The 24,890-nt window shown below is 70.8% G+C and carries 18 protein-coding genes and 1 pseudogene; 12 read left to right on the top strand and 7 right to left on the bottom strand.

Features of this window, described 5'->3' with window-relative positions:
- Positions 1-13 precede the first annotated feature (13 nt).
- Both O7610_RS11300 and O7610_RS11295 read right to left on the bottom strand, forming a co-directional pair.
- The gene (locus O7610_RS11300) at positions 14-778 is read right to left on the bottom strand and encodes a monooxygenase (RefSeq protein ID WP_289213238.1); all 765 of its coding nucleotides are present in this window, start codon (positions 776-778) and stop codon (positions 14-16) included.
- Positions 775-1,263 carry a YbaK/EbsC family protein gene (locus O7610_RS11295; protein ID WP_281550697.1) on the bottom strand — a complete coding sequence of 163 codons (489 nt, stop codon included), beginning with the start codon at positions 1,261-1,263 and terminating at the stop codon, positions 775-777. The genes O7610_RS11300 and O7610_RS11295 overlap by 4 nt, the downstream gene beginning before the upstream one ends.
- Before the next feature lie 108 nt (positions 1,264-1,371).
- Between O7610_RS11295 and O7610_RS11290 the strand changes: the two genes are divergently transcribed.
- The 5 genes from O7610_RS11290 to O7610_RS11270 all read left to right on the top strand — a co-directional run bounded on the left by O7610_RS11290 (position 1,372) and on the right by O7610_RS11270 (position 4,443).
- Positions 1,372-1,854: an NUDIX domain-containing protein gene (locus O7610_RS11290; RefSeq protein WP_123602689.1), complete on the top strand. Its 483-nt coding sequence runs from the start codon at positions 1,372-1,374 to the stop codon at positions 1,852-1,854.
- 321 nt (positions 1,855-2,175) lie between these two features.
- Positions 2,176-2,781: a hypothetical protein gene (locus tag O7610_RS11285; RefSeq protein WP_281550696.1), complete on the top strand. Its 606-nt coding sequence runs from the start codon at positions 2,176-2,178 to the stop codon at positions 2,779-2,781.
- A gap of 47 nt (positions 2,782-2,828) precedes the next feature.
- Entirely contained in the window at positions 2,829-3,371 is a 543-nt protein-coding gene (locus O7610_RS11280) for a GNAT family N-acetyltransferase (RefSeq protein ID WP_289213237.1), read from the top strand.
- Positions 3,372-3,466: 95 nt separating this feature from the next.
- Positions 3,467-4,249: a helix-turn-helix domain-containing protein gene (locus O7610_RS11275; RefSeq protein ID WP_281550694.1), complete on the top strand. Its 783-nt coding sequence runs from the start codon at positions 3,467-3,469 to the stop codon at positions 4,247-4,249.
- Complete coding sequence (locus O7610_RS11270; RefSeq protein WP_281550693.1) at positions 4,246-4,443, top strand: DUF397 domain-containing protein; 198 nt, start codon at positions 4,246-4,248, stop codon at positions 4,441-4,443. Before O7610_RS11275 ends, O7610_RS11270 begins: the two co-directional genes overlap by 4 nt.
- A gap of 49 nt (positions 4,444-4,492) precedes the next feature.
- Here O7610_RS11270 and O7610_RS11265 read toward each other — a convergent pair whose 3' ends face one another.
- Positions 4,493-5,377, bottom strand: coding sequence for a diacylglycerol/lipid kinase family protein (locus O7610_RS11265; protein WP_289213236.1), 885 nt, complete (start codon positions 5,375-5,377; stop codon positions 4,493-4,495).
- A gap of 10 nt (positions 5,378-5,387) precedes the next feature.
- On the bottom strand, positions 5,388-6,458 hold the full coding sequence (locus O7610_RS11260; protein ID WP_289213235.1) for an EamA family transporter: 1,071 nt from the start codon (positions 6,456-6,458) through the stop codon (positions 5,388-5,390).
- Positions 6,459-6,602: 144 nt separating this feature from the next.
- Between O7610_RS11260 and O7610_RS11255 the strand changes: the two genes are divergently transcribed.
- From O7610_RS11255 to O7610_RS11245, 3 genes are read left to right on the top strand one after another with little or no spacing between them, the layout of a single operon-like run.
- The gene (locus tag O7610_RS11255) at positions 6,603-7,613 is read left to right on the top strand and encodes an ABC transporter ATP-binding protein (protein ID WP_282231522.1); all 1,011 of its coding nucleotides are present in this window, start codon (positions 6,603-6,605) and stop codon (positions 7,611-7,613) included.
- Complete coding sequence (locus O7610_RS11250) at positions 7,610-8,440, top strand: ABC transporter permease (RefSeq protein ID WP_282231521.1); 831 nt, start codon at positions 7,610-7,612, stop codon at positions 8,438-8,440. The genes O7610_RS11255 and O7610_RS11250 overlap by 4 nt, the downstream gene beginning before the upstream one ends.
- 2 nt (positions 8,441-8,442) lie before the next feature.
- Positions 8,443-9,279, top strand: coding sequence for an ABC transporter permease (locus O7610_RS11245; RefSeq protein ID WP_289213234.1), 837 nt, complete (start codon positions 8,443-8,445; stop codon positions 9,277-9,279).
- 12 nt (positions 9,280-9,291) lie between these two features.
- On the opposite strand, the gene O7610_RS11240 is transcribed toward O7610_RS11245, so the two are convergent.
- Positions 9,292-9,609: a DUF2087 domain-containing protein gene (locus O7610_RS11240; RefSeq protein ID WP_281550686.1), complete on the bottom strand. Its 318-nt coding sequence runs from the start codon at positions 9,607-9,609 to the stop codon at positions 9,292-9,294.
- Positions 9,610-10,096: 487 nt separating this feature from the next.
- On the opposite strand from O7610_RS11240, the gene O7610_RS11235 reads away from it, so the two are divergent.
- Positions 10,097-10,717 (top strand): C39 family peptidase, encoded by a 621-nt coding sequence (locus O7610_RS11235; protein ID WP_289213233.1) that lies wholly within the window; start codon positions 10,097-10,099, stop codon positions 10,715-10,717.
- Between the two features lie 68 nt (positions 10,718-10,785).
- Here O7610_RS11235 and O7610_RS11230 read toward each other — a convergent pair.
- Together O7610_RS11230 and O7610_RS11225 are read right to left on the bottom strand one after the other, a co-directional pair.
- Positions 10,786-10,965 (bottom strand): annotated as a pseudogene (locus O7610_RS11230) (FCD domain-containing protein); the annotation flags it as partial.
- Between the two features lie 90 nt (positions 10,966-11,055).
- Positions 11,056-12,015 (bottom strand): intradiol ring-cleavage dioxygenase, encoded by a 960-nt coding sequence (locus O7610_RS11225; protein WP_289213232.1) that lies wholly within the window; start codon positions 12,013-12,015, stop codon positions 11,056-11,058.
- 137 nt (positions 12,016-12,152) lie between these two features.
- Here O7610_RS11225 and O7610_RS11220 point away from each other — a divergent pair, with 137 nt between their 5' ends.
- The 3 genes from O7610_RS11220 (at position 12,153) to O7610_RS11210 (ending at position 24,888) form a co-directional block, all read left to right on the top strand.
- A complete protein-coding gene (locus O7610_RS11220) occupies positions 12,153-13,364 on the top strand; it encodes a hypothetical protein (RefSeq protein ID WP_289213231.1) in 1,212 nt (403 codons plus the stop codon).
- Positions 13,365-13,427: 63 nt separating this feature from the next.
- Positions 13,428-14,006, top strand: a complete 579-nt coding sequence (locus O7610_RS11215) for a type 1 periplasmic-binding domain-containing protein (RefSeq protein ID WP_281550682.1) — start codon at positions 13,428-13,430, stop codon at positions 14,004-14,006.
- 139 nt (positions 14,007-14,145) lie between these two features.
- Entirely contained in the window at positions 14,146-24,888 is a 10,743-nt protein-coding gene (locus O7610_RS11210) for a LamG-like jellyroll fold domain-containing protein (RefSeq protein WP_289213230.1), read from the top strand.
- The last annotated feature ends 2 nt before the right edge of the window (positions 24,889-24,890 follow it).

Here is a 24,890-nt window from a genome sequence, read left to right as displayed (position 1 = left end):
CGGGGTCCGCCTCTCATCCGCCGCCAGCACCGCATGTCCCATCCTCGTCCTCTCCGGCCCAGCCCAGCACGGCCCGGTCGCCGGCGACACCGAGCACCTCGAACCGGGCGAAGAGCTCCTCGGCGTACCACTGTGTCACCGGGGTCCGGGTGATGGCCGCCCGGTGCTGCGGGTGACGGTACGCGAACCGGGTCAGATCCGCCGTGTCCCGCCACACGCTGACGGTGCCCTGCCAGCCGAGCGGTGCCTCGCCGACGCCGAACCGGCAGCGCAGCCCGTCGGCGTCGGCCAGTGCGGCGGCGACCGGCGGCACCGCCCGCCAGAAGGTGACCGCCTTCGTGGGCCGCAGCCGCGCCCGGGTCAACGCCAGCACCGGTCGCCCGGCGCCAGGTTGCCCACCGCCCGGCCCACCGAACGGGGTGACGCCGGACCAGCGGCCCCGGCTGTGCAGCGGCCGCAGGTCGACGCGGACCCGCGCGTCGGCGATCCGTAGCCACGCCTGCCCGACCGGCGAGGTGTCGAACCCGGTCGCCGTCGCCGGGTCGTCCCACACCACCAGCGCCGCCCACCGGGTCGGGTCGACGTCGGTGGGCCCGAACCCGGTGCCGGTCCCGGTGCCGAGCAGTTTGGCGAACCGTACGCCGTCGACGCGCCGCAGCCGGCGGGCGTCGACGGCCATCCGGGCCAGCACTCGCGGCAGCCGTCGCCGGGGGACCCGCCAGACGTGCAGCGTGACCAGCTCGGGCACCGGGGCCGTACGGCCGACCGGGTCGTTCACGCCACCTCGGCGGCGGTGCCGGCGGTGATGCGTAGCAGTTCGGCGTAGGTGGTCGGGAAGACCGCCCGGGGTACGCCGCCGGCCGCCCAGATCTCCGGGTACTGCTGCAGCGCCACGTCGACCAGGGTACGGACCGGCTTGGGATGGCCCAGCGGCGCGACCCCGCCGATCGGCTGCCCGGTGTGTTCCCGGACGAACTCGGGGGTGGCCCGGCGGAGCGCGTCGATGCCGAGGTCGGCGGCGACCTTCGCGGTGTCCACCCGGTGTGCGCCCGAGGTGAGCACCAGCAGCGGCTCACCGTCCGCGTCGAAGATCAACGAGTTGGCGATCTGCCCCACCTCGATCTCAAGGGCGGCGGCTGCCGCGGCGGCGGTGTGCACCGCGTCGGGCAGCAGCCGCACCCGGCAGCTGGCGCCGGAGCCGTCCCGGGCGTCGGCGGTGTTCAACGCGTCCTGCACCGCCTGCACGTTCGGATGTGTCTGCATGGCCTCTATCTTGCTCGTGGCCCGGATCGTGCCGCCGTCCGGATCAATTACACCCTATTTGGGGTGGTTATGCTCCTTGTGGCGGATCTAGCGCGGAGGAGTGCGAGCATGACTGCCCACCGGCTTCGGGTGGCCGCCTATGCGGTCTGTGTCGACCAGGGGCAGCTGCTGCTGGCCCGCTACGTCTCGCCGGGCGGCTCCCGGCGGCACTGGACGCTGCCCGGCGGCAAGGTCGAACACGCCGAGGACCCGGTCGACGCGGTGGTCCGCGAGGCGGCCGAGGAGACCGGCTACCAGGTCGAGGTGGAGTCGCTGCTCGGCGTCGACTCCCGTACGGTGCCCGCGCAGCGCCGGCTGCCCGGCCGCGGCGAACGGCACAACCTGGGGGTCTTCTACCGGGTACGGGTCGTCGGCGGCGCGTTGCGGCCCGAGGTCGGCGGCTCCACGGACCTGGCACAGTGGGTGCCGCTGTCGCAGGTGCCGCAGCTGACCCGGGCGGTGATCGTCGACGTCGGTCTGGAGCTCGACCGCACCCGCCCGCCGAGCGGCCACGTCACCCCGGTCCCGGTACGCGGCCTGCTCCGCCACTGAACTCAGCCGCTCGCCGCTCCACCCGCCCTGCCCGCTCGCCCTGCTTCGTCTGCACGCCTGCCCGCTGCGGCACGAGCCGAACGTCAGGTACCTCATCGACGCCGGAACTGCGCGCGGCCGGCCGGCCGCGCGAGCGGAGTGCCCCGTGCCGGCTCCCGGGGACCCAAGGTGCCTCCGCAGGCTTGATGCCACAGGTGCATCAAGATGCACGTGTGGCATCAAGCCCGACCGGCACCCCAGGGCCGATGAAGGTGACGATGCGTCCGCTGCACGCAGCCACCGTCGTCTTTGACTGATCGGCGTTGCGACTAACCTGGTCCGGTGACGGCGGAGGGGCGGCTCATCGATCTCGACCGGCCGACCAGCGCGACGGCGCCCGGGGCACCGGTTGGCGGCGCGGCGCGGCGACGCTTTCGCGGACCGGGCCGGCTCGTCGGTGTGCTGCTGGCCGGCGTGGCCATGGGCGGCCTCGGCGGCTGGCTGCTCAACGACTACCAGCAGCAACGAGCTGCGGCGGCCACCGCCGGTTCGATGGTGGCGTTCGCCGGCGAGGTGTGGAGCATGGGCGACGGGCAGCTGAACGCCAAGGTGACCGTGGTCAACACCGGAACGCAGCAGGTCACCGTACGGGTCCTCGACACGGAGTCCCCCGGCCTGGCAGTGGCCGACACGGGCGGGCAGACCCGCGTACGGCCTGGAGGAGTGGGATCCGTCGACGTACGGGTCACCTTCGACTGCGACACGATCATGCACCGGTTGGCGGCGCCACTGCCGATGCGGTTCTCGGCGACCACCGACGCCGGCCGGACCGTGGAGGTCACCTATCCGGTGGCGGTCACCGGCCGATGGCTGCAGGGCACCGGCTTGTCCTGCCAGGAGGGGCCGGTCGGCGGCGGCCGTACGGTGATCCTCCTGCCCGGCCGGTGATCGGGCTCGACGGTCTCGGCGTGCGGCACCGGCGCTACAGTGCCGGCATGGCGGAGTTGACCACGCCGCGGCTGGTGCTGCGGCACTGGCGCGGGTCCGACCTGGAGCCGTGGGTGGCGATGAACGCCGACCCTCAGGTGCGCGAGTTCTTCCCGGGCCTGGCGACCCGCGAGCAGAGCGCCGCCACCATGGCCCGCTGCCAGGCCGGCCTGGACCAGCGTGGCTGGGGTTGGTGGGCGGTCGAGGTGGCGGCGACCGGCGAGCTCATCGGCATGACCGGCCTGAGCCCGGTGGAGGCCAACATGCCGTTCGGCGGGGTCGAGGTCGGCTGGCGGCTGCGCCGCGACGCCTGGGGCAACGGGTACGCGACCGAAGCGGCCCGCGCCTGCCTGGCGTACGGCTTCGATACCCTCAGCCTGCCGGAGATCGTCGCGTTGACCGCCGTCGGCAACCTGCGCTCGCAGGCGGTGATGCGGCGGATCGGGATGACCCGCGACCCGGACGGCGACTTCGACCACCCGAACGTGCCCGACGGCCCGGTACGCCGCCACGCGCTCTTCCGAATTCAGGTTCCGCCGCGCGCGCACTGACCACGACGGGCGCACCTCGGTCAGTTCGACAGGATGCCCATCCGAGAGCTCAACAGCGTATTGATTCGATCATTCTTTGCTGATCGGATCGGCTGGTGGATGTCGATATGTGGATCAAGGCCTTCAAAGCGGCCAGGGCAGCGGCGGATGTCTCGCAGGATCAGCTTGCCCCGAAAATCAACTACAGCGCCTCCACCATTGCGGCGGTGGAGACGGGGCGGCGCCGGCCGACGATGACTTTGGCTGCGGGTGCTGACGAAGCCTTGGATACCGGCGGTCTTCTCGCCGAGATGCTGGATCTGATCAACAAGAAGCAAGCGCCGAGCTGGTTTGCGTCATGGCGCGCGGTCGAGGACCGCGCGGTCAAGCTGCGGATGTACGAGCCGTTGCTGGTGCCGGGACTGCTGCAGACGGAGGAATACGCGCGTGCGGTTTTCACCGGCACCGGCCTGTACACCGCAGACGGGGTCGAGGATCAGGTGGCCATGCGGTTGGATCGCCAACGGCTGCTCGCCAGGGAGAAGCCACCGGTGTTTGTCGCCGTGGTCGACGAAGGGGCGCTGCGCCGGATCGTCGGCGACACGGTTGTACAGCGCGAGCAGCTCAACTATCTGCTTACGCTGATGAACGAGCGGCGGATCAAGCTGTACGTGGTGCCGCTCAGCGCTGGGGCGTACGCTGGCATGTCCGGTGGATTCGTCATCGGTACGCTGCCCGAGGGCGACGACGTGGTGCATGTGGACGGGGTCTTCGGGCATCCCGTGGACCATCCGAGCGGTGTGGAGCAGGTGGTGCGGATCTGGGACAGTCTGCTGACCGAGGCGCTTCCCGAGCGAGCATCACGTGAGCTGATCGAAGGTCTGGTGAAGGAACTATGAGCGGTACGAGTGTGACACCACGATGGCGTACCTCGACCCGGTCCGGCAACGGCGGCAACACCTGTGTCGAGGTCGCCGACAATCTCCCTGGCCGGGTACTGGTCCGCGACAGCAAGGACGTCACCGGCCCGTTGCTCGCCTTCGGCCCGGCCGCCTGGTCGGCCTTCGTGACCGGGCTGACCGTCACCCGCTGAGCCCGCTGAGCCCGCTGAGCCCGGCAGCCAGTCGACCCGGCGGGCGGAGTCAGGCCGGGACGCAGACGGTGATCGCGGCGGGAACCACCCGTACCTTCATCTTCTTGGCCTGACCCCGGGCGCCGCCGTCGAGTTCGTACGTCATCGGCTCGGCCAGCCGGATGTCGACCCGCCGGGCGCGGGTCATCCGGACGAACGGGGAGCGCTCCGAGCGCCCGACCGCCATCCGACCCAGCGTGCGCGCCCACTCGGCGGCCCCCTGCGCGGTGGTCACCCCGACCTCCAGCCAGCCGTCGTCGGGCCGGGCATCGTCGAAGGCGTGGATGCCGCCGGTGATCCGGCCGACGTTGCCGACCAGGACGCAGCTGGCCGGCTCGTCGAACCAGATCGTGCCGTCGACCTTGATCCGGGTCCTCGGCGTGACGCCGCCGACGTGGCGCAGACCGGTCCAGACGTACGCGAGTTTGCCGGCCCGGTCCTTCAGGTCCCGGTCGGCGTCGCGGATCAGCCGCCCGTCGAAACCGGCCCCGGCCATCACCGCGAAATGCTCGCCGTTGACCCTGCCCAGGTCGAGCCGGCGACGTTCGCCCTCGAAGCCGATCCGTACCGCCTCGCCGAGGTCCTCCGGCACGCCGAGGTTGCCCGCCAGCAGGTTTGCCGTGCCGGCGGGGACGATCGCCACGGTGGCGTCGCGACCGGCCAGCGCGTCCAGGCACCGCTGCACCATCCCGTCGCCGCCCCATACGAAGACCAGCTCGGCACCCCGCTCGACGGCCCGCCGGGCCTTCTTCGGTGCCTTGCGGCTCTTCGGCACCTCGTACCAGTCGATGTCCTCGGCGCCGTGCCCGGCGATCGCCGCGCGCAACTCGTCGAGGCCGCCGCCGAGGGTCTTCTTGCGGTGGGCGACGACGGCGACCCGCTTCGGTGCACTCATACCGCCGGTCTTACCCGCCGGCACCGGCCACTACGCCGGCCGACGGCGGCCGGCTGTCCGGCTGTGACGGTCCCGGTGACGTCGGGCCGTCCGGCAGCGGCGGTCCGGGGGGCAGCGGACCGTCGGGTGCCGGCGGTACGGCGGGCGGCACGCCGGTGCCGGTCCGGGCGGTCTCGGCCAACGCCACCCCGGTCAGCACCAACGCGCCGCCGGCCAGCTGCACCGGGGTCAACGTCTCACCCGAGCCCAGCACCACCCAGGCCACCGTAGCGGCGAACACCGGCTCGACCATGCCGACGATGCCGACGCTGGTCGCCGGCAGGTGCCGCAACGCGCCGGTGATCATCAGGTACGGCACGATCGAGCCGAGGACCACCACGTAGCAGCAGAGCAACGCGACCGGCATCCCGCCCTCGGTACGGGTGAGCAGCGGCTGCCAGCCGTCCAGGCCGGCGGTGGCGGCGCGGACGATCAGCCCGGCGATCGCCGATGCGCCGAACGCCCAGGTGGTCAGGGACAGGGTGTCCCGGTCCTGGACACCCCGGGCGCCGATCAGGAAGTACGCGGCGAGCATCACGGCCGCGCCCAGCCCGGCGGCCACCCCCAGCGGGTCGAGGGTCAGCCCGCCCCACACCTGCGCCACGCAGGCCAGCCCGAGCAGGCTCAACGCCAGCCCGGCCCACAGCCGGGGCAGCACCTGCTGGCGTTGCACGGCCCAGGCCCAGACCGCCACCATCAGCGGCGCGGTGTACTCGAACAGCAGCGCGATGCCGACCGGTAGCCGGGAGATGGCCACGAAGTAGAGCATCGGGACCAGGAAGAAACCGGTCAGCCCGTACGCGACGAGCAGCGGAACCTCGCGGCGGCGCAGCCGCACCCGGCGGGCACCGGGCCGCAGCACGACGCTGAGTACCAGCAGCCCGGTGAAGGCGCCGACCGCCCGCAGCACGGTCAGTTGCGGGGCGTCCAGCCCGGCTCGCAGCACCAGCTTGGAAACGGTGCCGTTGATCGCGAACAGGGCGCTGGCCCCGACCACCATGGCCAGGCCGAGCGCCTGTCGACGGGCGAACGCAGTCGTCACGGCGGTGAGGCTACCCTCGCCGCTGTCAGTGCCGTACCGCGATGCCGGCCCTTACCGCATGGTGGTCCGCCGGCCGGAGATCATGGTGGTCCGCCGGCCGGAAATTCGGTGGGCGGCGACGCACGGGTACGGCACCATTCGGAGATGGCCTTCATCGAAGCTGATGGCTTGACCAAACGGTTCCGCCGGCCGGTGAAGGACCCGGGTCTGCGCGGCGCGCTGAAACACCTGGTGGTACGCCGGTTCGCCGACCATGTCGCGGTCGACGGCGTCGATCTGCGGGTCGAGGCGGGCGAGGCGGTGGCGTACGTCGGGCCGAACGGCGCCGGCAAGTCGACCACGGTGAAACTGCTGGCCGGCATCCTGGTGCCGACCGCCGGGCAGGTCCGGGTCGGCGGGGTGGTGCCGCACCGGCAGCGGGTCGCCAACGCCCGACAGATCGGTGTGCTGTTCGGCCAACGTACCCAGCTGTGGTGGGATTTGCCGGTCCGCGAGTCCCTGGCCCTGCTGCGTGACCTGTACGACGTCGACAAGGCCACCTACCGGGAGCAGCTGGAGCGCTTCGACGACGTACTCGGGCTCGGTGAGCTGCTGCCGGTGGTGGCCCGCAAGCTCTCCCTCGGTCAGCGGATGCGGGCCGACCTGGCTGCCGCGCTGCTGCACCGTCCCCGGGTGGTCTACCTCGACGAGCCGACCATCGGGCTGGACATCGCGGTCAAGGACCGGGTCCGGGCGTTCCTGCGGGAGCTGCGCGCCGACGGCACCACCCTGATCCTGACCACCCACGATCTCGGCGACATCGAGGACCTCTGCCAGCGGATCGTGATCATCGACCAGGGGCGAATCATCTACGACGGCCCGCTGGCCGGGGTGAAGGACCAGTTCGCCCGGCACCGCTCGATGCACCTGCACCTGGCCGACCCGGTGGAGCTGGACACGGTCGCCGCCGCCGTCGGCAGCGCACAGGTAGCCGCCGGCGCGACGCCGGGTGAGTTCACCGTCCGGTTCGACCGGTTCGCGGTCACCGCCGGCCAGGTGATCGCGGCCGTGTCGGCGGTGTCCGAGGTACGCGACCTGCGCATCGACGAGCCGGCCATCGAGGACGTGGTCCGCAAGGTGTACGCCGGTGAGCTGCGGCTGGTGCCGGCACCGTGACCACGGTCGCCGCCACCGACGCCCCGGCCCGGTCCAGCGGTGTCCGGCCGTACCGGGCGCTGGCCCGGGTGGCGGCCCGCAGCGCGGTCGCGTACCCGTTGAGTTTCGTCCTCGGCATGGCCGGGGTGCTGCTGCAGCTGCTCGCCATGCTGTCCATCTGGGCGGTGCTGCTCGGCTCCGGGACCAGCGTCGGCGGGTTCAGCTGGCCGCAGATGAAGGCGTACCTGCTGATCGCCTATGTCACCGGGTCGTTGATGTCGTTCGGTGACTGGGAGATGGCCGCCCGGATCCGCGATGGCATGGTCGCGGTCGACCTGACCCGCCCGGTCGACTACCAGCGGGCCCGGTTCGCCGAGACGCTCGGCATCGCCGCCGTCGAGGTTGCCTTCTCGCTGGCGGTCTGCGCCGTGGTGCTGGCGGTCACCGGGCCGGTCCCGGTGCCGCCGCCCGGCCAGGCGGCGCTGTTCGCGGTCAGCGCGCTGCTGGTGCTGCCGTTGCGGTTCACCACCGTCTACCTGACAGCTCTGCTGTGCTTCTGGACGCAGAACATTTTTGGCGTTTCGTTGGCCCGGGGAGCGATCACCAACCTGTTCTCCGGGGCGCTGGTGCCGTTGACCCTGCTGCCCGGCTGGCTGCAGGCGATCGCCGCGGTGCTGCCGTTCGCCGGCATGACGTTCACTCCGGCGACGATCTACCTCGGCCAGGCGACCGGATCCGACGCCTGGCTGCTGATCGGCATTCAGGCGGTGTGGACGGTGGCGTTGTGGTGGGGTGCCCGGCTGGCCTGGCGGTCGGCGGTGCGCCAACTGACCGTACACGGGGGTTGATCATGCGATCACGGACCGGCCTGCGCCGGGGGTTGCGGCTCTACTGGCGCAGCCTCGGTGCCCACCTACGGTCCACCCTGGAGTACGAGGCGGACTTCTGGATCCTGGTCGCCGGGTCGGCGCTGACCCAGCTCGTCGGCCTGGCATTTCTCGGCGCGGTCTTCTCCCGGGTGCCGCAGGTCAATGGTTGGACGTTCGCCGAGGTGGTCCTGATCTACTCGATCGTGGTGCTCTCCGACGCGGTCGGGCCGCTGCTGTTCGAGGGCGTGTGGCGGCTGCCGTGGCTGGTCAACAAGGGGGAGCTGGACTACAAAATGGTCCGGCCCTACCCGGTGGTGCTGCAGGTGCTCAGCGACGACGTCGGTATCAACGGGCTGGGCAACCTGGTCACCGGTGGGGCGATGTTCGGTTGGGCGGTGTGGCGGGTCGACGTCGCCTGGACCCCGGCGCTGGTCGTCGGCGGGCTGGGGCTGTTCGCCAGCGGCATGGCGGTCAAGCTGTCGATCAGCCTGGCCACCAACTCGTCGGCGTTCTGGCTGCAGAGTCCGCATTCGATCTTCGCGTACGCGGTGCACCAGATCGGTGACCTGGCCCGCTACCCGGTGTCGGTCTACACGTTCGGGGTGCGGCTGGTGCTGGTGGTCGGGCTGCCGTTCGCCTTCGTCGGATTCTTCCCGGCCAGCGCGGTGCTCAGTGCCGGTGGTGGCGATGCCGCCCGCGCCGGGGTCGGTCCGACCTGGCTGGGCTGGCTCACCCCGCTGATCGCCGCCTACTGCGTCGGAGTGGCGGCGCTGATCTTCCGATCCGGTCTGCGCCGTTACGAGTCCGCCGGCAACTGATGGCCGGTCGGCTCAGCTCAGGCCCATCGACTCCACGTACCGCTCTGCGGTGTTCGGGTAGGGCAACGCCAGCGCGTTGCGGCAGTACCGGCCGTCGGCCCGGGCCATCAGCTCGGCTTCGATCAGGTATCGGCGGACCGTCACGTGGTCCACCGCACCGCCATCACACCAGCGGCGTAACCGTTCGTCGACCGTCGACTCGTCGTAGACCACGTCGCGTTCGAAACACGCCTGCGCGATGTGCGCCAGCACCGGGCGGCGGCGCGCCTGCCGGGCCGGCAACGAGACGATACGTCCCTCGCGGATGAACGGGCTCAACTCGGCGCTCATGCCGCCGGACGGTACGCAACCCGCCGCCAAGGTCGCTATCAGTTTTCGGGTGGACGCAGGACACCGATGGGCGTCAGGCGCCGTTTGCGAGGTTCGGTGCGGCGCGGCGGGCGGGTGGCTGAGGTGCCGGGCGCGGGGGAACATCGGCCGGCCGGGCGGCGTTGGATCCTGGCGTTGGACCGAGTGGGCGAGTGGCCGGGCTGATCTGCCGGGCCTGATCCGCCTGGTCCGCCTGGTCTGTCGCCCGGTGCGGGTGCGGCCGGGTCTGCGGCCCCGCCGGGTGCGGAATGCCGGGCATCCTCGGATGGTTGTATCCGGTGCGCCGGTGAGACCGCCCCCCGCCTGGACCGGCGGGTGTGCGCAGGTTGGAGCGCATCATTTGAGTTCGATTTTCTTGTGCGTGTTCTGTTCTGTCCCGTTCGTGACCGGTCATCGACCCGGTGTGGTCTGGTGTCCGGTTCATTCCCCTCGGAACGGAGATTCTGCTATGAACACGATCTTCCGTAAGTCTGCTCTGTCGGTTGCTGGTCTGCTGACCGCTGGTGGTGTGGTGGCCGCTCCTGCGGTGGTGGCGCAGGCCGCTGGTCCGGGTGCCGCCGACGGCGGTGCGCGTGAGGTGGCGGTGCAGTACGAGGCGCAGCCGAACTTCTACTACTGCGGGCCGGCGGCGACGCGGATCGCGTTGACGGCGCAGGGTAAGGCCCCGTCGCAGGACGAGGTGGCGGAGAAGTTGGGGACGACCGAGGCCGGTACCGATTCGGCTGAGGAGACGACCCGGGTACTCAACGAGGTGACCGGTGGTGACGAGTACGAGACGGTGTCGATCGGTGCGGTCGCGGCGAAGCCGGAGCATGTGGCGAAGCTGAAGGCGGATGTGCGTGAGGCGGTGGACGACGACCGGGCCGTGGTGGCGAACATCATGGGTACGGCGTCGGACGTCGACGGGGTGGCGCATTCGTACGAGGGTGGGCACTACCTGACGGTGACGGGTTACCGCGATGGTGGTGACACGGTGAAGATCGCTGACCCGTACTTCGAGGGCCAGGAGTACTGGATGGGCCTCGATGTGCTGGCTGACTGGACCGCCAAGCGCGGCTACTCCGCCTGACCGATGACAGTTGCGCTGGCCGGGTTCCCGTACGGGAACCCGGCCAGCGGCATGTCGGGGGACCGGCCCTACCGTTGCAGCCGGACCGGTTCGCCGAACCCGCTGCGGCGGACGAGCCAGGCTTCGGTGATGTGCGTGAACATCGCCGCCGCGGCGCCTTCCGGGTCGTGCGCGGCGATGCGTTCGTAGATCCGCCGGTGGCCGCGGTTGAATGCCACGCAAAACTGGTGGTCTGGGACTGGAAATGCAGCGACCTGCCGTACGACGGTGGCATCGGCTACGGGGTGGCGAAGCGGACGACGGTGGGGGCGGCTGACCCGGCGGCAGTACGTGGCAGGTCAGGACGGCATGCCGCTGGGCGGTGCCCCGCCGGGCCCACCGCCGGCCGGTCCACCACCGCCGGGAGCGGCGCCACCACCGGTCGGTGCCGTCGTGGTGTCGACCGGCACGGCCAGCGTCGCCGCGTAGCCGGCCGAGACGTCACCCGTCACCGTGGCCAGCTGGCTCGCCCCGCCGTCGTCGCCGAAGACGTTGTCGGTGTCGAGGCTGAGCTGGGCGAGGTTGGTGACCGATGAGTCGTAGGCGGGTTCGGCGTACACGGTGTCGCAGACGTCCTGGGGGAGGGCGACCTGGGAGGTGGCGATGGCGTTGCCGGCGTCGGTGATGCTGGCCTCGTCGGGGTAGACCTCGAAGTGGATGTGCGGCCAGCGGCCGGTGTAGCAGGCGGGGAAGATGGTGGTGAAGGTGACCTTGCCGTCGGTGTCGGTGATCTGGACGCCGCGCAGGTAGTTCTGGTCGGTGACGCCTTCGGAGTACATGGAGTAGCGGCCTTCGCGGTCGCAGTGCCAGACGTAGACGGCGACGCCGGTGAACGGGGTGCCGTTGTTGGCGAGGTCGGTGACGGTGAGTTCGAGGGTCAGTGGTACGCCGTCGGCGGTTCCGCTGGATTCGCCGAAGCTGGAGCGGATGTCGCTGCGGACGACGCCGCTCTGTTCGAGGACGTCGGGCCCGTTGGAGCCGTCACCGGGGTACGGCCCGGCGGTCTCGTCCGGGATCTCGCCGGTCGCCGCAGCGGCCGCGGCCGCCGCCGAGGTGCCGCCGCTGGCGCCCGTGTTCGCGCTGCAGGCGGCGAGGCCGAGGGTCGCGGCCCCCAGGCCGAACGCCCGCAGCACCTGCCGGCGACCCAGCAGGGTGCCGAGGTCGAAGCCGAGGCCCTGGTCGACGATTTCCTCGTCGGGACGGGCCAGCGGACGTCCCTGGTAGCGCGGGGTGGTGTCCCGGCGGGAGTCGCGTCGCATCCGTTTCTCCGTTCGTGAAGAGGGCTCACTGTCGGGTGTCGTGCGGATCTGCGACCAACCCTCACCGCCGTTGCCCGCAGCCCGCTGGATCCCAGCTGGAAGTTGGCTGTGCCAGTCGGTACGCCAGGATGGGGAACGTGACGACGATGCCGGTACGGGACAGGGTCGAGGCGACGCTGCGGGCGTGGGACGGCTACGAGCGCCAACGTGGTGCCACCCCGGTGATCGACTACGACTGCGCGCCGCTCGACCCGGCCGCCCCACCGCCCACCCCCGCGACCAGCCGGTTCGCCGTACTGGCCGGACTGACCGCCGTCGCCGACGAACTGACTGCCGTCGCCGACGAGCCGGACTGCCGGGCCGACGACCGGCTGCGGGCCCGGGTCGACGCGGACATCACCTACCTGCGGGCCATGCTCGGCGAGCGGCTGCCGCTGACCGACTACATCCGGCGGACCCAGGGCTGCGGTGCGGCGGGCTGGCCGGACGACCACCTCGCGGCGGTCGGCGACCGGGCCCGCGCGAGCCTGGCCGACCTCGGCGTCGACTGGAACGACGGGCTCCCCGGCCAACTGGCCCGTGCCGAAGGAATCCTGCGTCGCCAGGACGTCCCGGACGCCATCGAGCAGGCGGCGGCCGAGCTGGAACCCCTCGTACGCGCGGCGACCGGCACCGCCGCGCCGTACCAGTTGACAATCGAACGGGTCGACGTCGACGCCTACTGGTCGTACTGGCTGGACGGGGCCGGCTCCGCCGCCCGGCTGCGGCTGAACCGGCAGCGCGCCGAGTTCACCGAGACGCAGGCCCGGGTGTTCGCGCTGCACGAGGTGCTCGGCCACGCTCTGCAGTCGGCCAGCTGGTACGCCCAATGGTCGACCGTGGACGACGGTGCGGTCCGCCTGCTGTCGGTGCACACGGACACCCAGGTGCTGCTGGAAGGCTTGGCGCAGGCGCTGCCGCTGTTCGTCACCGGCGACGACGCGGCGGCGGTGGCACGGGTGCGGGTGACGCACTACACCCAACTGGTCCGGGCCGGGCTGCACCGGGCGGTCGACGACGGCGTGCCGGTCGCCGACTGCGTGGCGTGGGCCCGGCAGCGGGTGCCGTTCTGGTCCGACGAGGAGATCGGCGACGCGCTGACCGACCGCGGCGTCGACCCGCAGCTGCGGTCGTACCTGTGGGCGTACCCGGCCGGCGTCGACTGGTTCGTGGCGCTCGCCGACCGGGGCGACTCGCAGACCCGTACGGCGGTGCTGCGGGCCGCGTACCAGGGCCCGCTGACCCCGGCCGACCTGACGGCACTCTGGCCGACCGGCCCGACCATCGGCGGACCCGGTGCCGACAGCTGACCGATGGTGCGGATCAGTGTGGACGGTACGCCCGTTGTGTTCCGGTGCGGGTAGGGTGCGACCGTGACGAAGCGCAAGGGCGGTCGGGACGGGCAGCGAACGCAGGACCACCAGGATGGACAGCGGCGCAAGCGGATCGCCCTGCTGGCCGGCGGTGCCGGGCTGGTCGTCGTCGCGGCGGTGCTGCTGACGGTGGTGCTGTGGCCGGACGATCCCGAGGAGCCCCGCGCCCGCGAGTACCGTGACGTCACCGCGTGCCTGCTGACCGGGGCCGCCGGGGTGACCGACTCGGCCGCCGCACCGGTCTGGGCCGGCATGCAGGACGCCTCGTTGCAGACCCGGGCCAGGGTGCAGTTCCTCGAAGTGAACGGGCCGCAGACCGCCGACAACGCCGCCGGATACCTCGCCAGCCTCGCTGGCAGCCAGTGTCAGCTGGTCCTGGCAGTCGGCGAGGCGCCGACCGCCGCGACGGTCGGGGACGCCACCCGCTACCCGCAGGTCGACTTCGTACTCGTCGCCGAGGGCCAGTCGGCGGGCGACGCCAGCAACGTGACCGTGGTGTCCGACGCCGAGCCGGCCGCGATCCAGCAGCGGGTACGCGACCTGGTCGTGGCTGCGGTCGGTGACCCGGCCGACGACTGAGCCCGGGATTAAATCGCCGAGGGTTGATCTAAGTCAACCCTCCGTACGGATGCTTGTGCGATCCGCTAGCGCCGTCGGAGACTGTCCGATGTCGGCGTGATCGACGTCGGACAGTCTTTGTACACGGGGGAGGGCGGCCATGCGCCGTGCCATCAGTCGTGCGTCCCGCCGGATCGCGACCCTGACGCTGCTGCTCTTCGGACTGACCGTGGTGGTGCCGGCCGGTGCAGTACCGCCCGACTCCTGGCCGACGTCGTGGCTGTGGTCGTGGGCGGTCAACCGTCCGTTGTGGTCGGCAGCGGCAGCCGCCCTCGGCGCGCCGGTGATGGCCGGCCCGGCACCGTTCACCGGCGAGCACCACGTGCCGGCCGGGGAGACCACCGCGGCCGGCGGCGCGGGCCGCCGGGTCAGCCAGGCAGCCGACACACTGCCGCCGTACCAGCCGCACGACCCGACGGCACCGACCACCCCGACCGGTGTCGCCGAGCCCGGATTCGACGCGGCGACCAGCCGCCGGGACGCCGACGAGGCCACCGCCCGCACCGACGTCTACGACAACGCCGACGGTTCCACGACGGTGCGCACCTACAGCCGACCGGTCAACTACCGGGCCGCCGACGGTAGCTGGCGCCCGATCGACACCGACCTGGTCGAGCGCCGCGACGGGCGGCTGCACATGCGGGCCAACAGCCTGCAGGTGAGCGTCGCCGGCAGCACCGGCGACACCGACCTCGGGGTGCTGGCACTGCCCGACGGAAAGCGGGTCGCCTACGAACTCGACGGTGCCGCCGACGTCGCCGCCGAGACCGACGGCAACACCGCCACCTACCGGGAAATCCTGCCGCACACCGACCTGGAGTTGATCACCTTCGACGCCGGGCTCAAGGAGACGTTGATCCTGCATTCACCGCAGGCCCCGTCGACCTGGACGTTCCCGCTCGACCTGACCGGGCTGACGCCCCGGCTCACCGCCGAAGGCTGGGTGGAGCTGGTCGACGCCGACGGCACCGCCCGGGTCTGGTTCCCGCGCGGGTTCATGGAGGACAGCAACGTCCACCCGCAGTCCGGCGCACCCGCCCAGTCACCCGACGTCGAGTTCGAGTTGGTCGACCAGCCCGGCGGCGGCCAGGCGCTGAAGGTCACCGCCGACCGGGCCTGGCTGGACGACCCGGCCCGGGTCTACCCCGTCCGGGTGGACCCGACCGCCACCACCGGCACCACCGGCGACGTGTACGTCGACAGCGACACCACGACCACCAACCACAACGGCGACAACCTGCCGGTCGGCACCTACGACGGCGGCGGCGTCAAGGCCCGCTCGTTCATCCACTTCGACGAGTTCGACGACGACGGGTTCATCGGCAAGCGGATCACCGCCGCCAAACTGAAGCTTTACCTGACCTGGGCCTACAGCTGCTCCGAGCATCGGGCCTTCTCCGTGCACCGGGTCAACCAGGCGTGGACGGTGGCGAACCTGTCCACCGCCAGCCACCCCGGCCCGGCGATCTCCAGCTCGATCGGCTCGCTGACCGTCACCGACAACTATCCGTCCTGCCAGAACACCTCCGGCGACCGCAGTGTCGGCAAGTGGGTGACCGTGCCGCTGAACGTCGCCACCTTCAACGACTGGTCCACCGGCGGGACCAACCACGGACTGGCGCTGACCGCCTCGGAGACCGATTCCAACGGCTGGAAGCGGTTCACCTCGGCCAACTACGGCGGCGGCGCCTACAAGCCGTACGTCGAGCTGACCTACACCGACAACGTCGCGCCGCAGGTCAACGTCCGCTACCCGGCGAACAACGCGGTGACTCCGACGCTGACCCCGGAACTGCTGGTCCGGTCCAAGGACCCGGACGCCTGGCCCAACCAGGGGCTGCGCCACCAATACGTCGTCTACGACAGCACCGGCACCACCGTGGTGGCCAACTCCGGCTGGGTGACGAGCCCGTCGTGGCGGGTACCGAGCGGCACCCTGGCCTGGAACAAGACCTACCTCTACACGGTCCGGGTGCACGACCAGGTGAGCTACAGCGCCGTATACCCGGCGTACGCGTTCACCACCGGCGTGCCGCAACCCACCCTGGCCGGCAACCTCAGCCAGAACGCCGGCAAAGGATACGACCCGGGCATCGGCAACTACACCACCTCGGCGACCGACGCGACGGTCGCCACCGTCGGCCCGTCACTGAGCATCACCCGCAGCTACAACAGCCTGGACACCCGGCGTACGTCGGCGTTCGGCACCGGCTGGTCGAGCCTGCTCGACGTGCGGGCCACCGCTGTGCCGGACGCCACCGGCAGCGTCCAGTCGGTGCTGGTCACCTATCCGACCGGGCAGGACATCGCGTTCGGCCGCAACGCCGACGGCACGTTCACCGCACCGTCCGGCCGGTTCGCCACCTTCGCCGAGACCCGCAGCGGCACCACCCTGACCGGCTATACGCTGACCGACAAGGACGCCTCCGTCTACACGTTCGGGCAGTCCGCCGGCGGCGGCGTGTTCCGGCTGACCGCGGTCACCGACGCCAACGGCCGCACCCTGACCGTCGACTACACGGGCGGGCTGGCCAGCCGGATCACCAGCGCCGCCGGCCGCTCGCTGTGGCTGACCTGGGACACCCCGACCGGGTCGGCCCACCCGCACGTCACCACCGTCGCCACCGACCCGGCCGATCCGGGCATCCCGGCCAGCGCCGAAACCTGGCAGTACGGGTACGGCCCGGACGACACCCTGACGCGGGTCTGCCCGCCGACCGGCCCGAGCGCCTGCCACGGTTACAGCCACACCACCATCTCCCCGTACGCCAACACGGTGCTGGACACCGGGCCGTACTCGTACTGGCCGCTGTCGGAGCCGTCTGCGGCAACGGTGGCCCGCAGCGCGGTGCTCACCAACGCCGGCATCGACAACGCCCGGTACGCCGCAGTGACCCTCGGCCAGCCGGCTGCCCGCCCCGGCTCGACCGCCACCGTCGCCGCCTTCGACGGCACCTCGTCGTACCTGCAGCTGCCGGGCGACCTGGTCGCCGACGGCCAGTACCAGACGGTCAGCATGTGGTTCCGCACCACCGCCGTCAACGGCGTGCTGTTCGGCTACAGCGCCGCGCCGGTCACCGCCGGCACCACACCCACCACCTACGTGCCGGCGCTGTACGTCGGCAGCGACGGCAAGCTGCGCGGCCAGTTCTGGCAGGGCAACGCCGCCGCCGCGATCACCACCGCCGCGCCGGTCAACGACGGCGACTGGCACCACGTGGCGCTCGCCGGGGCCGGCAGCACGCAGACCCTCTACCTCGACGGCGTCGCCCAGGGCAGCCTCGGCGGCATCATCATGCAGCTGCCCGACAACGCCGACAACATCCACGTCGGCGCCGGCTTCATCGGCGGCAACTGGCCCGGCCACCAGAACAGCGGGGTCAGCCCGGCTGCGGCCAGCTACTTCTCCGGCTCGATCTCCGACGTGGCGTTCCACAACCAGGCGTTGCCGGCGGCCACCGTCGCCGCCCTGCACGCCGCCGGCACCCGTACCCATCCGGTGCTGTCGACGGTGACCCGGCCGACCGGCGGCGTCACCGCGCAGGTCACCTACCAGGGCACCACCGGCCGGGTCGCCACCGTCACCGACGAGAACGGCGGCGTCTGGACGATGGGCACCCCGACCGTCGCCGGCAGCGCCGACGTGTACGCCGCGTCGGTGCTCGGCGCCAAACCGGCCGACTACTGGCGTCTCGGCGAGGTGGCGGTGACCGAGGCGGTCAACCAGGTCGACGGTGGCGTCGCCACCTACAACCAGGTGACCCTCGGCGCGGACGGCCCGTTCGCCGGTGCCACCGCCGCCTCCTTCAACGGCACCAGCTCGTACGTCGAGTTGCCACCGGAACGCATCGGCGGCACCGATCCGGCGTCGGTGTCGATGTGGTTCAGGATGCCCACCGGCGGCACCTCCAGCGGTGTTCTCTACAGCTTCCAGACCAACTCGATCACCAGCGGTCTCGTCGCCAACGAGCGGATTCCCGCGCTGTACGTCGGCGCCGACGGCAAACTGCGCGGCAAGTGGTGCTGGTGCGGCAACACCCATCCGCCGATCACCACCACCGGCAGTGTCCGTGACGGCAACTGGCACCACGTCGCGATGACCCTGTCCGCCAGCACCCAGCGGCTCTACCTCGACGGGACCCTCGTCGGCACGCTCAACTACGGCGGCCAGACCACCCCGGCCGCCTACGCGTACCTCGGTACCGGCTTCACCCCGAGCACCTGGCCGTCGACCTCCGGGGACATCAGCTACTTTCCGGGGCAGATCGCCGAAGCGGCGTTCTTCACCAGCGAGCTCAGCCAGACGCAGGTCACCGCCCACTACGCGGCGTCGCAGCAGACCGCCCCGGTCGCCGTCACGATGATCTCCGGGGTGGCCACCGCGATCCCGATGCCGGTGTCCCAGGTCGCCGTCACCGGCCCCACCGGCGAGACCGTCTCCTACAGCTACGACCTGGTCAACGGCGGCCGGCCGGTGGCGCAGACCGACGCGCTCGGCAACGTCACCAAGTTCGGCTACGACGTCGGCGGCTACAACAGCCTGGTCTACGACCCGCGCGGGGTGTGGACGCAGACCTTCCAGGACGTGCGCGGCAACACCAAGCAGAGCGTCAGCTGCCAGGACCAGTCAGCCGACAAGTGCTCGTCGGTCTACTACACCTACTACCCGGACGCGACGACCACGACGCTGACCCCGGACGCCCGCAACGACCTGCTGCTCACCGTCCGCGACGGGCGGTCGGCGTCGGAGACCGACGACACCTACCGTACGTCGTACGGCTACGACACCAGCGGCAACCAGACCACCATCACCGACCCGCTCGGCCGGGTCACCACCACCGGCTACACCGACGGCACCAGCACCGCCGCGTACGGCGGTGGGATCGCCCCGGCCGGCCTGCCGACCCGGGTCACCACCCCGGGCGGCGCGGTGCAGACCGTCGAGTACTACGCCAACGGCGACGTCGCCCAGGTCACCGACCCGAGCGGCAAGATCGACCGGTTCACGTACGACGGGTTGGGTCGCACCCTGACCGAGACGGAGCTCAGCGACACCTTCCCGGCCGGGCTGACCACCACCTACACGTACGACGCGGCCGGGCGGGTGGCGACCGAGACCGGGCCGGCGGTCACCAACCGGGTCACCGGCGCGGTGCACACCGCCCGCACCACCTACACCTACGACGACGACGGCAACGTGCTCGCCGAGACCGTCGCCGACCTGACCGGCGGCGACGCGTCGCGCACCGAGCAGCACACCTACAACCAGTACGGCCAGCAGGCGACCTCGACCACCCCGGGCGGCACGGTCACCACCCTCGGCTACGACGCGTACGGCCGGGTGGTCACCGAGACCGACCACGACGGCGGCGTCACCACCAACACGTACGACGCCGAAGGCAACCTGCTGACCACGACGGTGGTCGGCTTCACCGGCGACCCGGACGACCCGCAGCCCGCCACCGACGTGCTGATCTCGGCGAAGTCGTACGACCCGGCCAGGCGGCTGGCCGCCGAGACCGACCCGATGGGCTGGACCACCGAGTACACGTACACCGACAACGGGCTGATCGCCGACGTCACCCGCACCGACGGCAGTTCGTCGTTCGTCGTCGAGTCGAACGAGTACGACGCGGCCGGCAACCTGGTCCGGGAGGTCACCGACGACGGCGCGACCGTCGTCACGTACACCTATGACGCCGCCGGCCGGGAGACGTCGACCACGGTCGACCCGGACGGGCTGAAGCGCACCACCCACTACGGCTACGACGCCGACGACAACGTGGTCACCGAACGGCACGCCGACGCCGGCGGCGCAACGGTCGGCTTCAGCGAAACCCTGTACGACCCGGCCGGCGAGGTGCTCGCCGAGACCGAGTACCCGTCGATCGCCGACCCCACCCCGGTGCTGCGCTGGCGGCTCGACGAGACCGCCGGGGTCGCCGCCGCCGACTCCGCCGGCAACAGCCCCGGCACGGCCGTCCCCGGCATGTGGTGGACCACCGGCAACGGCGGAGCGGCCGGCTTCAACGGCATCAGCTCGGTCATCGAAAGCGACGGCCCGGTCATCGACACCGGACGCAGCTTCACCGTGGCCGCCTGGGTGTACCTGACCGACAAGGGTGACCTGCGTAAGGCGGTCGCCGCCAACGGCGAGCAGCAGACCCCGTTCGACCTGGCCTACGACAAGGACGCCGACCGCTGGCGGCTGCGGACCAGCACCCTCGACGCGCCGGACGTGACGCAACCGGTCACCGTCGTGTCCACCAGCACCCCGGCGCTGAACACCTGGACCCACCTGGCCGGGACGTACGACGCGGCCACCGGCACCATCAGCATCTACGTCGACGGTGCCCTGGAAGGCAGCCAGAGCGGCGCGAAGCCGTTCACCGCCCGCGGCACGTTCGTCGTCGGTGCCGGCATGTGGAACGGATCCCGGGGCAACTTCTGGCCCGGTGAGATCAGCGACGTGCAGGCGTACCAGAAGGCGCTCAGCCCGACCGAGGTCGCCGCCGTGCACGGCGGCACCGCACCGGCAGCCGACGCCCACGTGGTGCGGGAGAGCTACCAGGTCGACGACAATGGCGAGGTCGTCGCGGCCACCGACGCCAACGGCGACACCACCTACATCACCTACGACGAGGGCGGCAACGCGGTCAAGACCACCGCCCCGGCGGCGTACGCCCAGTCGGTCGACAGCCCGTCGCCGGTGCTGGCCAACGCCGCCTCCTGGGTCGGCTACAACACGTTCGACGAGGTCACCGACACCCTCGACCCGTCCGGCAACTGGTCGGTGACCAGCTACGACGCCGACGGCCGGGTGGCCGGTGAGCAGTTGCCGGCGTACACCCCGCCGGGGTCGGCCACCCCGATCACCCCGGAGATCACCTACAGCTACGACGCGTCGGGGCAGGTGGCCTCGGTCACCGACCCGTTCGACGAGACCACCGAGTACACCTACGACCAGCTGGGCCGGCTGACCAAGGTGGTCACCCCGAACGACGGCACCACCCGCTACACGTACAACCTCGCCGGGGACCTGCTGACCACCACCGACCCGACCGGCGCGGTGGCCAGCTCCACCTACGACTACCTGGGCCGGCAGGTCACCAGCACCGACGTGGTCCGGCAGACCGGCACCAACCACACCACCACGTACAGCTACGGCCCGGGGGGCCGGCTCGCCCAGGTGACCGACCCGACCGGGGTGACCACCGCCGTGACGTACAACGCCGTCGGGCAGCCGCTGACCGTCACCGACGGGGCCGGCAACACCACCGGGTACACCTACGACGGTGCAGGCCGGGCGGTCCGGACCACGCTGCCCGACGACAGCTACAGCAACACCCACTACGACCTGACCGGCCGGGTCCTGGCCACCGCCTCGTACGACGCGTCCGGTGTGCAGCTGGTGCGGGAGACCACCAGCTACGACCGGGCCGGCAACGTGACCGCCGCGACCGACGGGCGCGGCACCACCGCCACCTTCGAGTACGACGCCACCGGTGCGCTCACGAAGCACACCCAGCCGATCTCCGGCTCCGACGACATCGTCACCACGTTCGGCTACGACCTGTCCGGCAACCGGACCCGGTTCACCGACGGGCGGGGCAACGCCTTCTGGACCGGGTACAACCCGTGGCATCTGCCGGAGGAGCAGATCGAGCCGTCGACCTCCGCGCACCCGGCGGCGGCCGACCGGACGTTCAGCGTCGCCTACGACGCCGCCGGCCGACCGGTGACCCAGTTCCTGCCCGGCGGGGTGACGATCAGCAGCGAGTACGACGAGATGGGCCAGCTGCTGCGTCAGGAAGGCTCCGGCGCGGAGGCGACGACCGTCGACCGGGTCTTCGACTACGACCTCGGCGGCCGGATGACCGAGTTCTCCGGCGGCGGTGGCACCAACACGATCAGCTACGACGACCGGGACCTGCCGCTGTCGATCAGCGGCCCGGTCGGCAACTCGACGTTCACGTACAACGGCAGCGGGCAGCTGGCCAGCCGGCAGGACGCGGCCGGCACCACCAGCTACGGCTACGACACCGCCGGGCGGCTGGCCAGCCTGACCAACCCGACCGCCGGCGTCACGATGGGGTACGCGTACAACAACCTGTCCCAGGTCTCGCAGATCACCTACGGCGGCACCGGCAACCGTCGGGAGTTCACCTTCGACGACCTGCACCGGCTCACCGGCGACACGTTGAAAACCTCCGGTGGTACGCAGATCGCGGCGATCGGCTACGGCTGGGACGAAAACGACAACCTGACCTCGAAGACGACCACCGGGTTCGGTGGTGCCGCCGTCACCAACACCTACAGCTACGACCTGGCCGACCGGTTGACGTCGTGGAACAACGGTTCGGCGACCGTGGTGTACGCGTACGACAAGGCCGGTAACCGGGTGCAGAACGGCGCCAAGCTGTTCAGCTACGACCAGCGGAACCGGCTGCTGACCGCCGACGGGACGGCGTACACGTACACCGCCCGTGGCACCCTCGCCGCCGCCGGCACGGTCGCCACGACCGCCGACGCGTTCGGCCAGGTGCACAGCCAGCAGGTCAGCGGTGGTGGGCCAGCGCGTACCTACGACTATGACGGGTTGGGTCGGGCGGTGCGGCCGGGGTTCGCGTACACCGGGGTCGGTAACGACCTGGCGGCGGACGACACGGCGACGTATGTGCGGGGGCCGTCGGGTGAGGTGGTGGCCGGGACGGCGGGTGGGACGCAGCGGCTGGTGTGGACGGATCTGCACACCGACGTGGTGGGTCAGTTCACGACGACCGGCACCACCCTGGCCGGGGCGACGACGTACGACCCGTTGGGCAAGGTGGTCGCCAGTACCGGGATGGTCGGGAGTCTGGGCTACCAGTCGGAATGGACCGACGCGGCCACGTCGCGGGTGAACATGCACGCCCGCTGGTACAACACCGACACCGGCCAGTTCGACACCCGCGACTCGGCCGCGAACAGCCCGGTGCCGGACTCGATCGCGGCGAACCGTTACCAGTACGGCGACGGCACGCCGTTGACGACGATCGACCCGACCGGGCACTGGGGCAACCCGTTGAAGGCGGCGGCGAAGCTGGCGTCGAAGGCGACGTCGAAGGTGTCGAGTGCGACCCGTCGTGCGGTGTCCAGCGTGTCGAGCTACGGCAGTGCCGCCTACCAGAAGGCGAAGAAGGTCACGAAGACCGCGGCGAAGAAGGTGACCACCGCCGCGAAGAAGAAGGTCAACCAGGTCAAGGCCAAGGCCGCCAAGGTCAAGAACAAGGTCAAGAAGACGTACGCCAAGGCGAAGAAGGCAGTCAAGAAGAAGGTCAACCAGGCGAAGAAGTACGTGGCGAAGAAGGTCGCCAAGGCGAAACAGAAGGTGAAACAGAAGGTCGCCCAGGTGAAGCAGGCGGCGAAGAAGGTCGCGGCGAAGGCGACCCGGGTGGTGAAGAAGACCGTCAGCGTGGTGAAGGATGCGGCGAACGCCACCAAGAAGTGGGTGGTGGAGCACAAGGACACCATCCTGGAGGTCGCCGCGATCGCCGGCGCGGTCGTGGCCGGGTTGGCGTGTACGGCGGTGACCGCCGGTGCGGGCGCGGTGGCGTGCATGGTGGGTGCGGGTGCGTTGATCAACCTGGCGAAGGATGTGGCGCAGGGCGACATCCACTCCGTCGGTGACGCGCTCGGTTCGCTCGGTACGGGGGCGATCATGGGCCTGGCCGGTGGTGCCGGTGGGGCGATCGCGGCGAAGGTCGGTACGGCGATCGCCGCGAAGGCCGGCTCGGGGGTTACCGCCCGGTTGGCCAGTGACGCGGTGGAGAACGGCATCTCCGATGTCATCTCCCAGGCCGCCACCACCGGACGGGTCGACCTCAGAGCCGCCGCCCTCGGGTCGGTGCCGGGACTCAACCTGATCGGCCGCAAGGGCGGCGGTGCAGGCCCCGCGCGGGCTCCACCGGGACGCGGCGGCAGCACCGCCGGTCCGTCCGCCTCAAGTGGTCGTGGCGGGTCGGGTCCGGGTTGTCGTACGCACAGCTTCGCCCCCGACACCCGGGTGCTGATGGCCGACGGCACCACCCGCCCCATCGCCGACATCAACGTCGGCGACCAGGTCATAGCGACCGACCCGGTGTCCGGCACATCGCTGCCGAAACCCGTCACCCAACTGCACCGCAACACCGACCGCGAACTCACCGACGTACGGGTCCGCACCAGCGACGGCACCTCCACCGTGGTGGAGACGACACCGAACCACCCCTTCTGGGACGACAACCGGCAGGCATGGGTCAACGCCGGCGACCTCAAGCCGGGTGCCAAGCTGCGGGTGGCGGGTCGCGGCGAGGTCACGGTGGTGTCGGTCCAGACACGCCGCGACGAGCGGGAGATGCGCGACCTGACAGTCGCCCACACCCACACGTATCATGTACTTGCCGGCGACACGCCGGTTCTTGTACACAACTGCAACAACGCAGTTCTCGGCATTAACGAACATGGTGAGAAGTTGGCGAGCCAGCTGAGGGGCGAAGGTCTGAGTAACGTAAGAACCTTCAATGATCCGGGCTTGAAGCCGGTTGATCCCGAAAGTGGCATGGCTGGCTGGCAGATGGCTGTGAAGGATGCTATCAGGGATGAGGATACGACGATCCATGTCGCACTTGACGGTATGGATGGCGCTACGCATTCAGAAAGATTCATGAATGCCTATAATGCCGGCAGAGGTGGCAATTTTGGCGCTACTGACTGGGAAATGGCTCAGCTTGGTCTAGCTGTTCGACGAGAAGTCAGGACTTGGAGTAGCATCAAGTTTTATCACGCCGGCGCGCGAGTGGACCTTGCGAAACCCAATTGGTAGGG

This window comes from Solwaraspora sp. WMMA2065 (assembly GCF_030345075.1).
Lineage (GTDB): Bacteria > Actinomycetota > Actinomycetes > Mycobacteriales > Micromonosporaceae > Micromonospora_E.
Note: the sequence above shows the minus strand (reverse complement) of the source record. Positions and strands in the feature narration are given on the sequence as shown.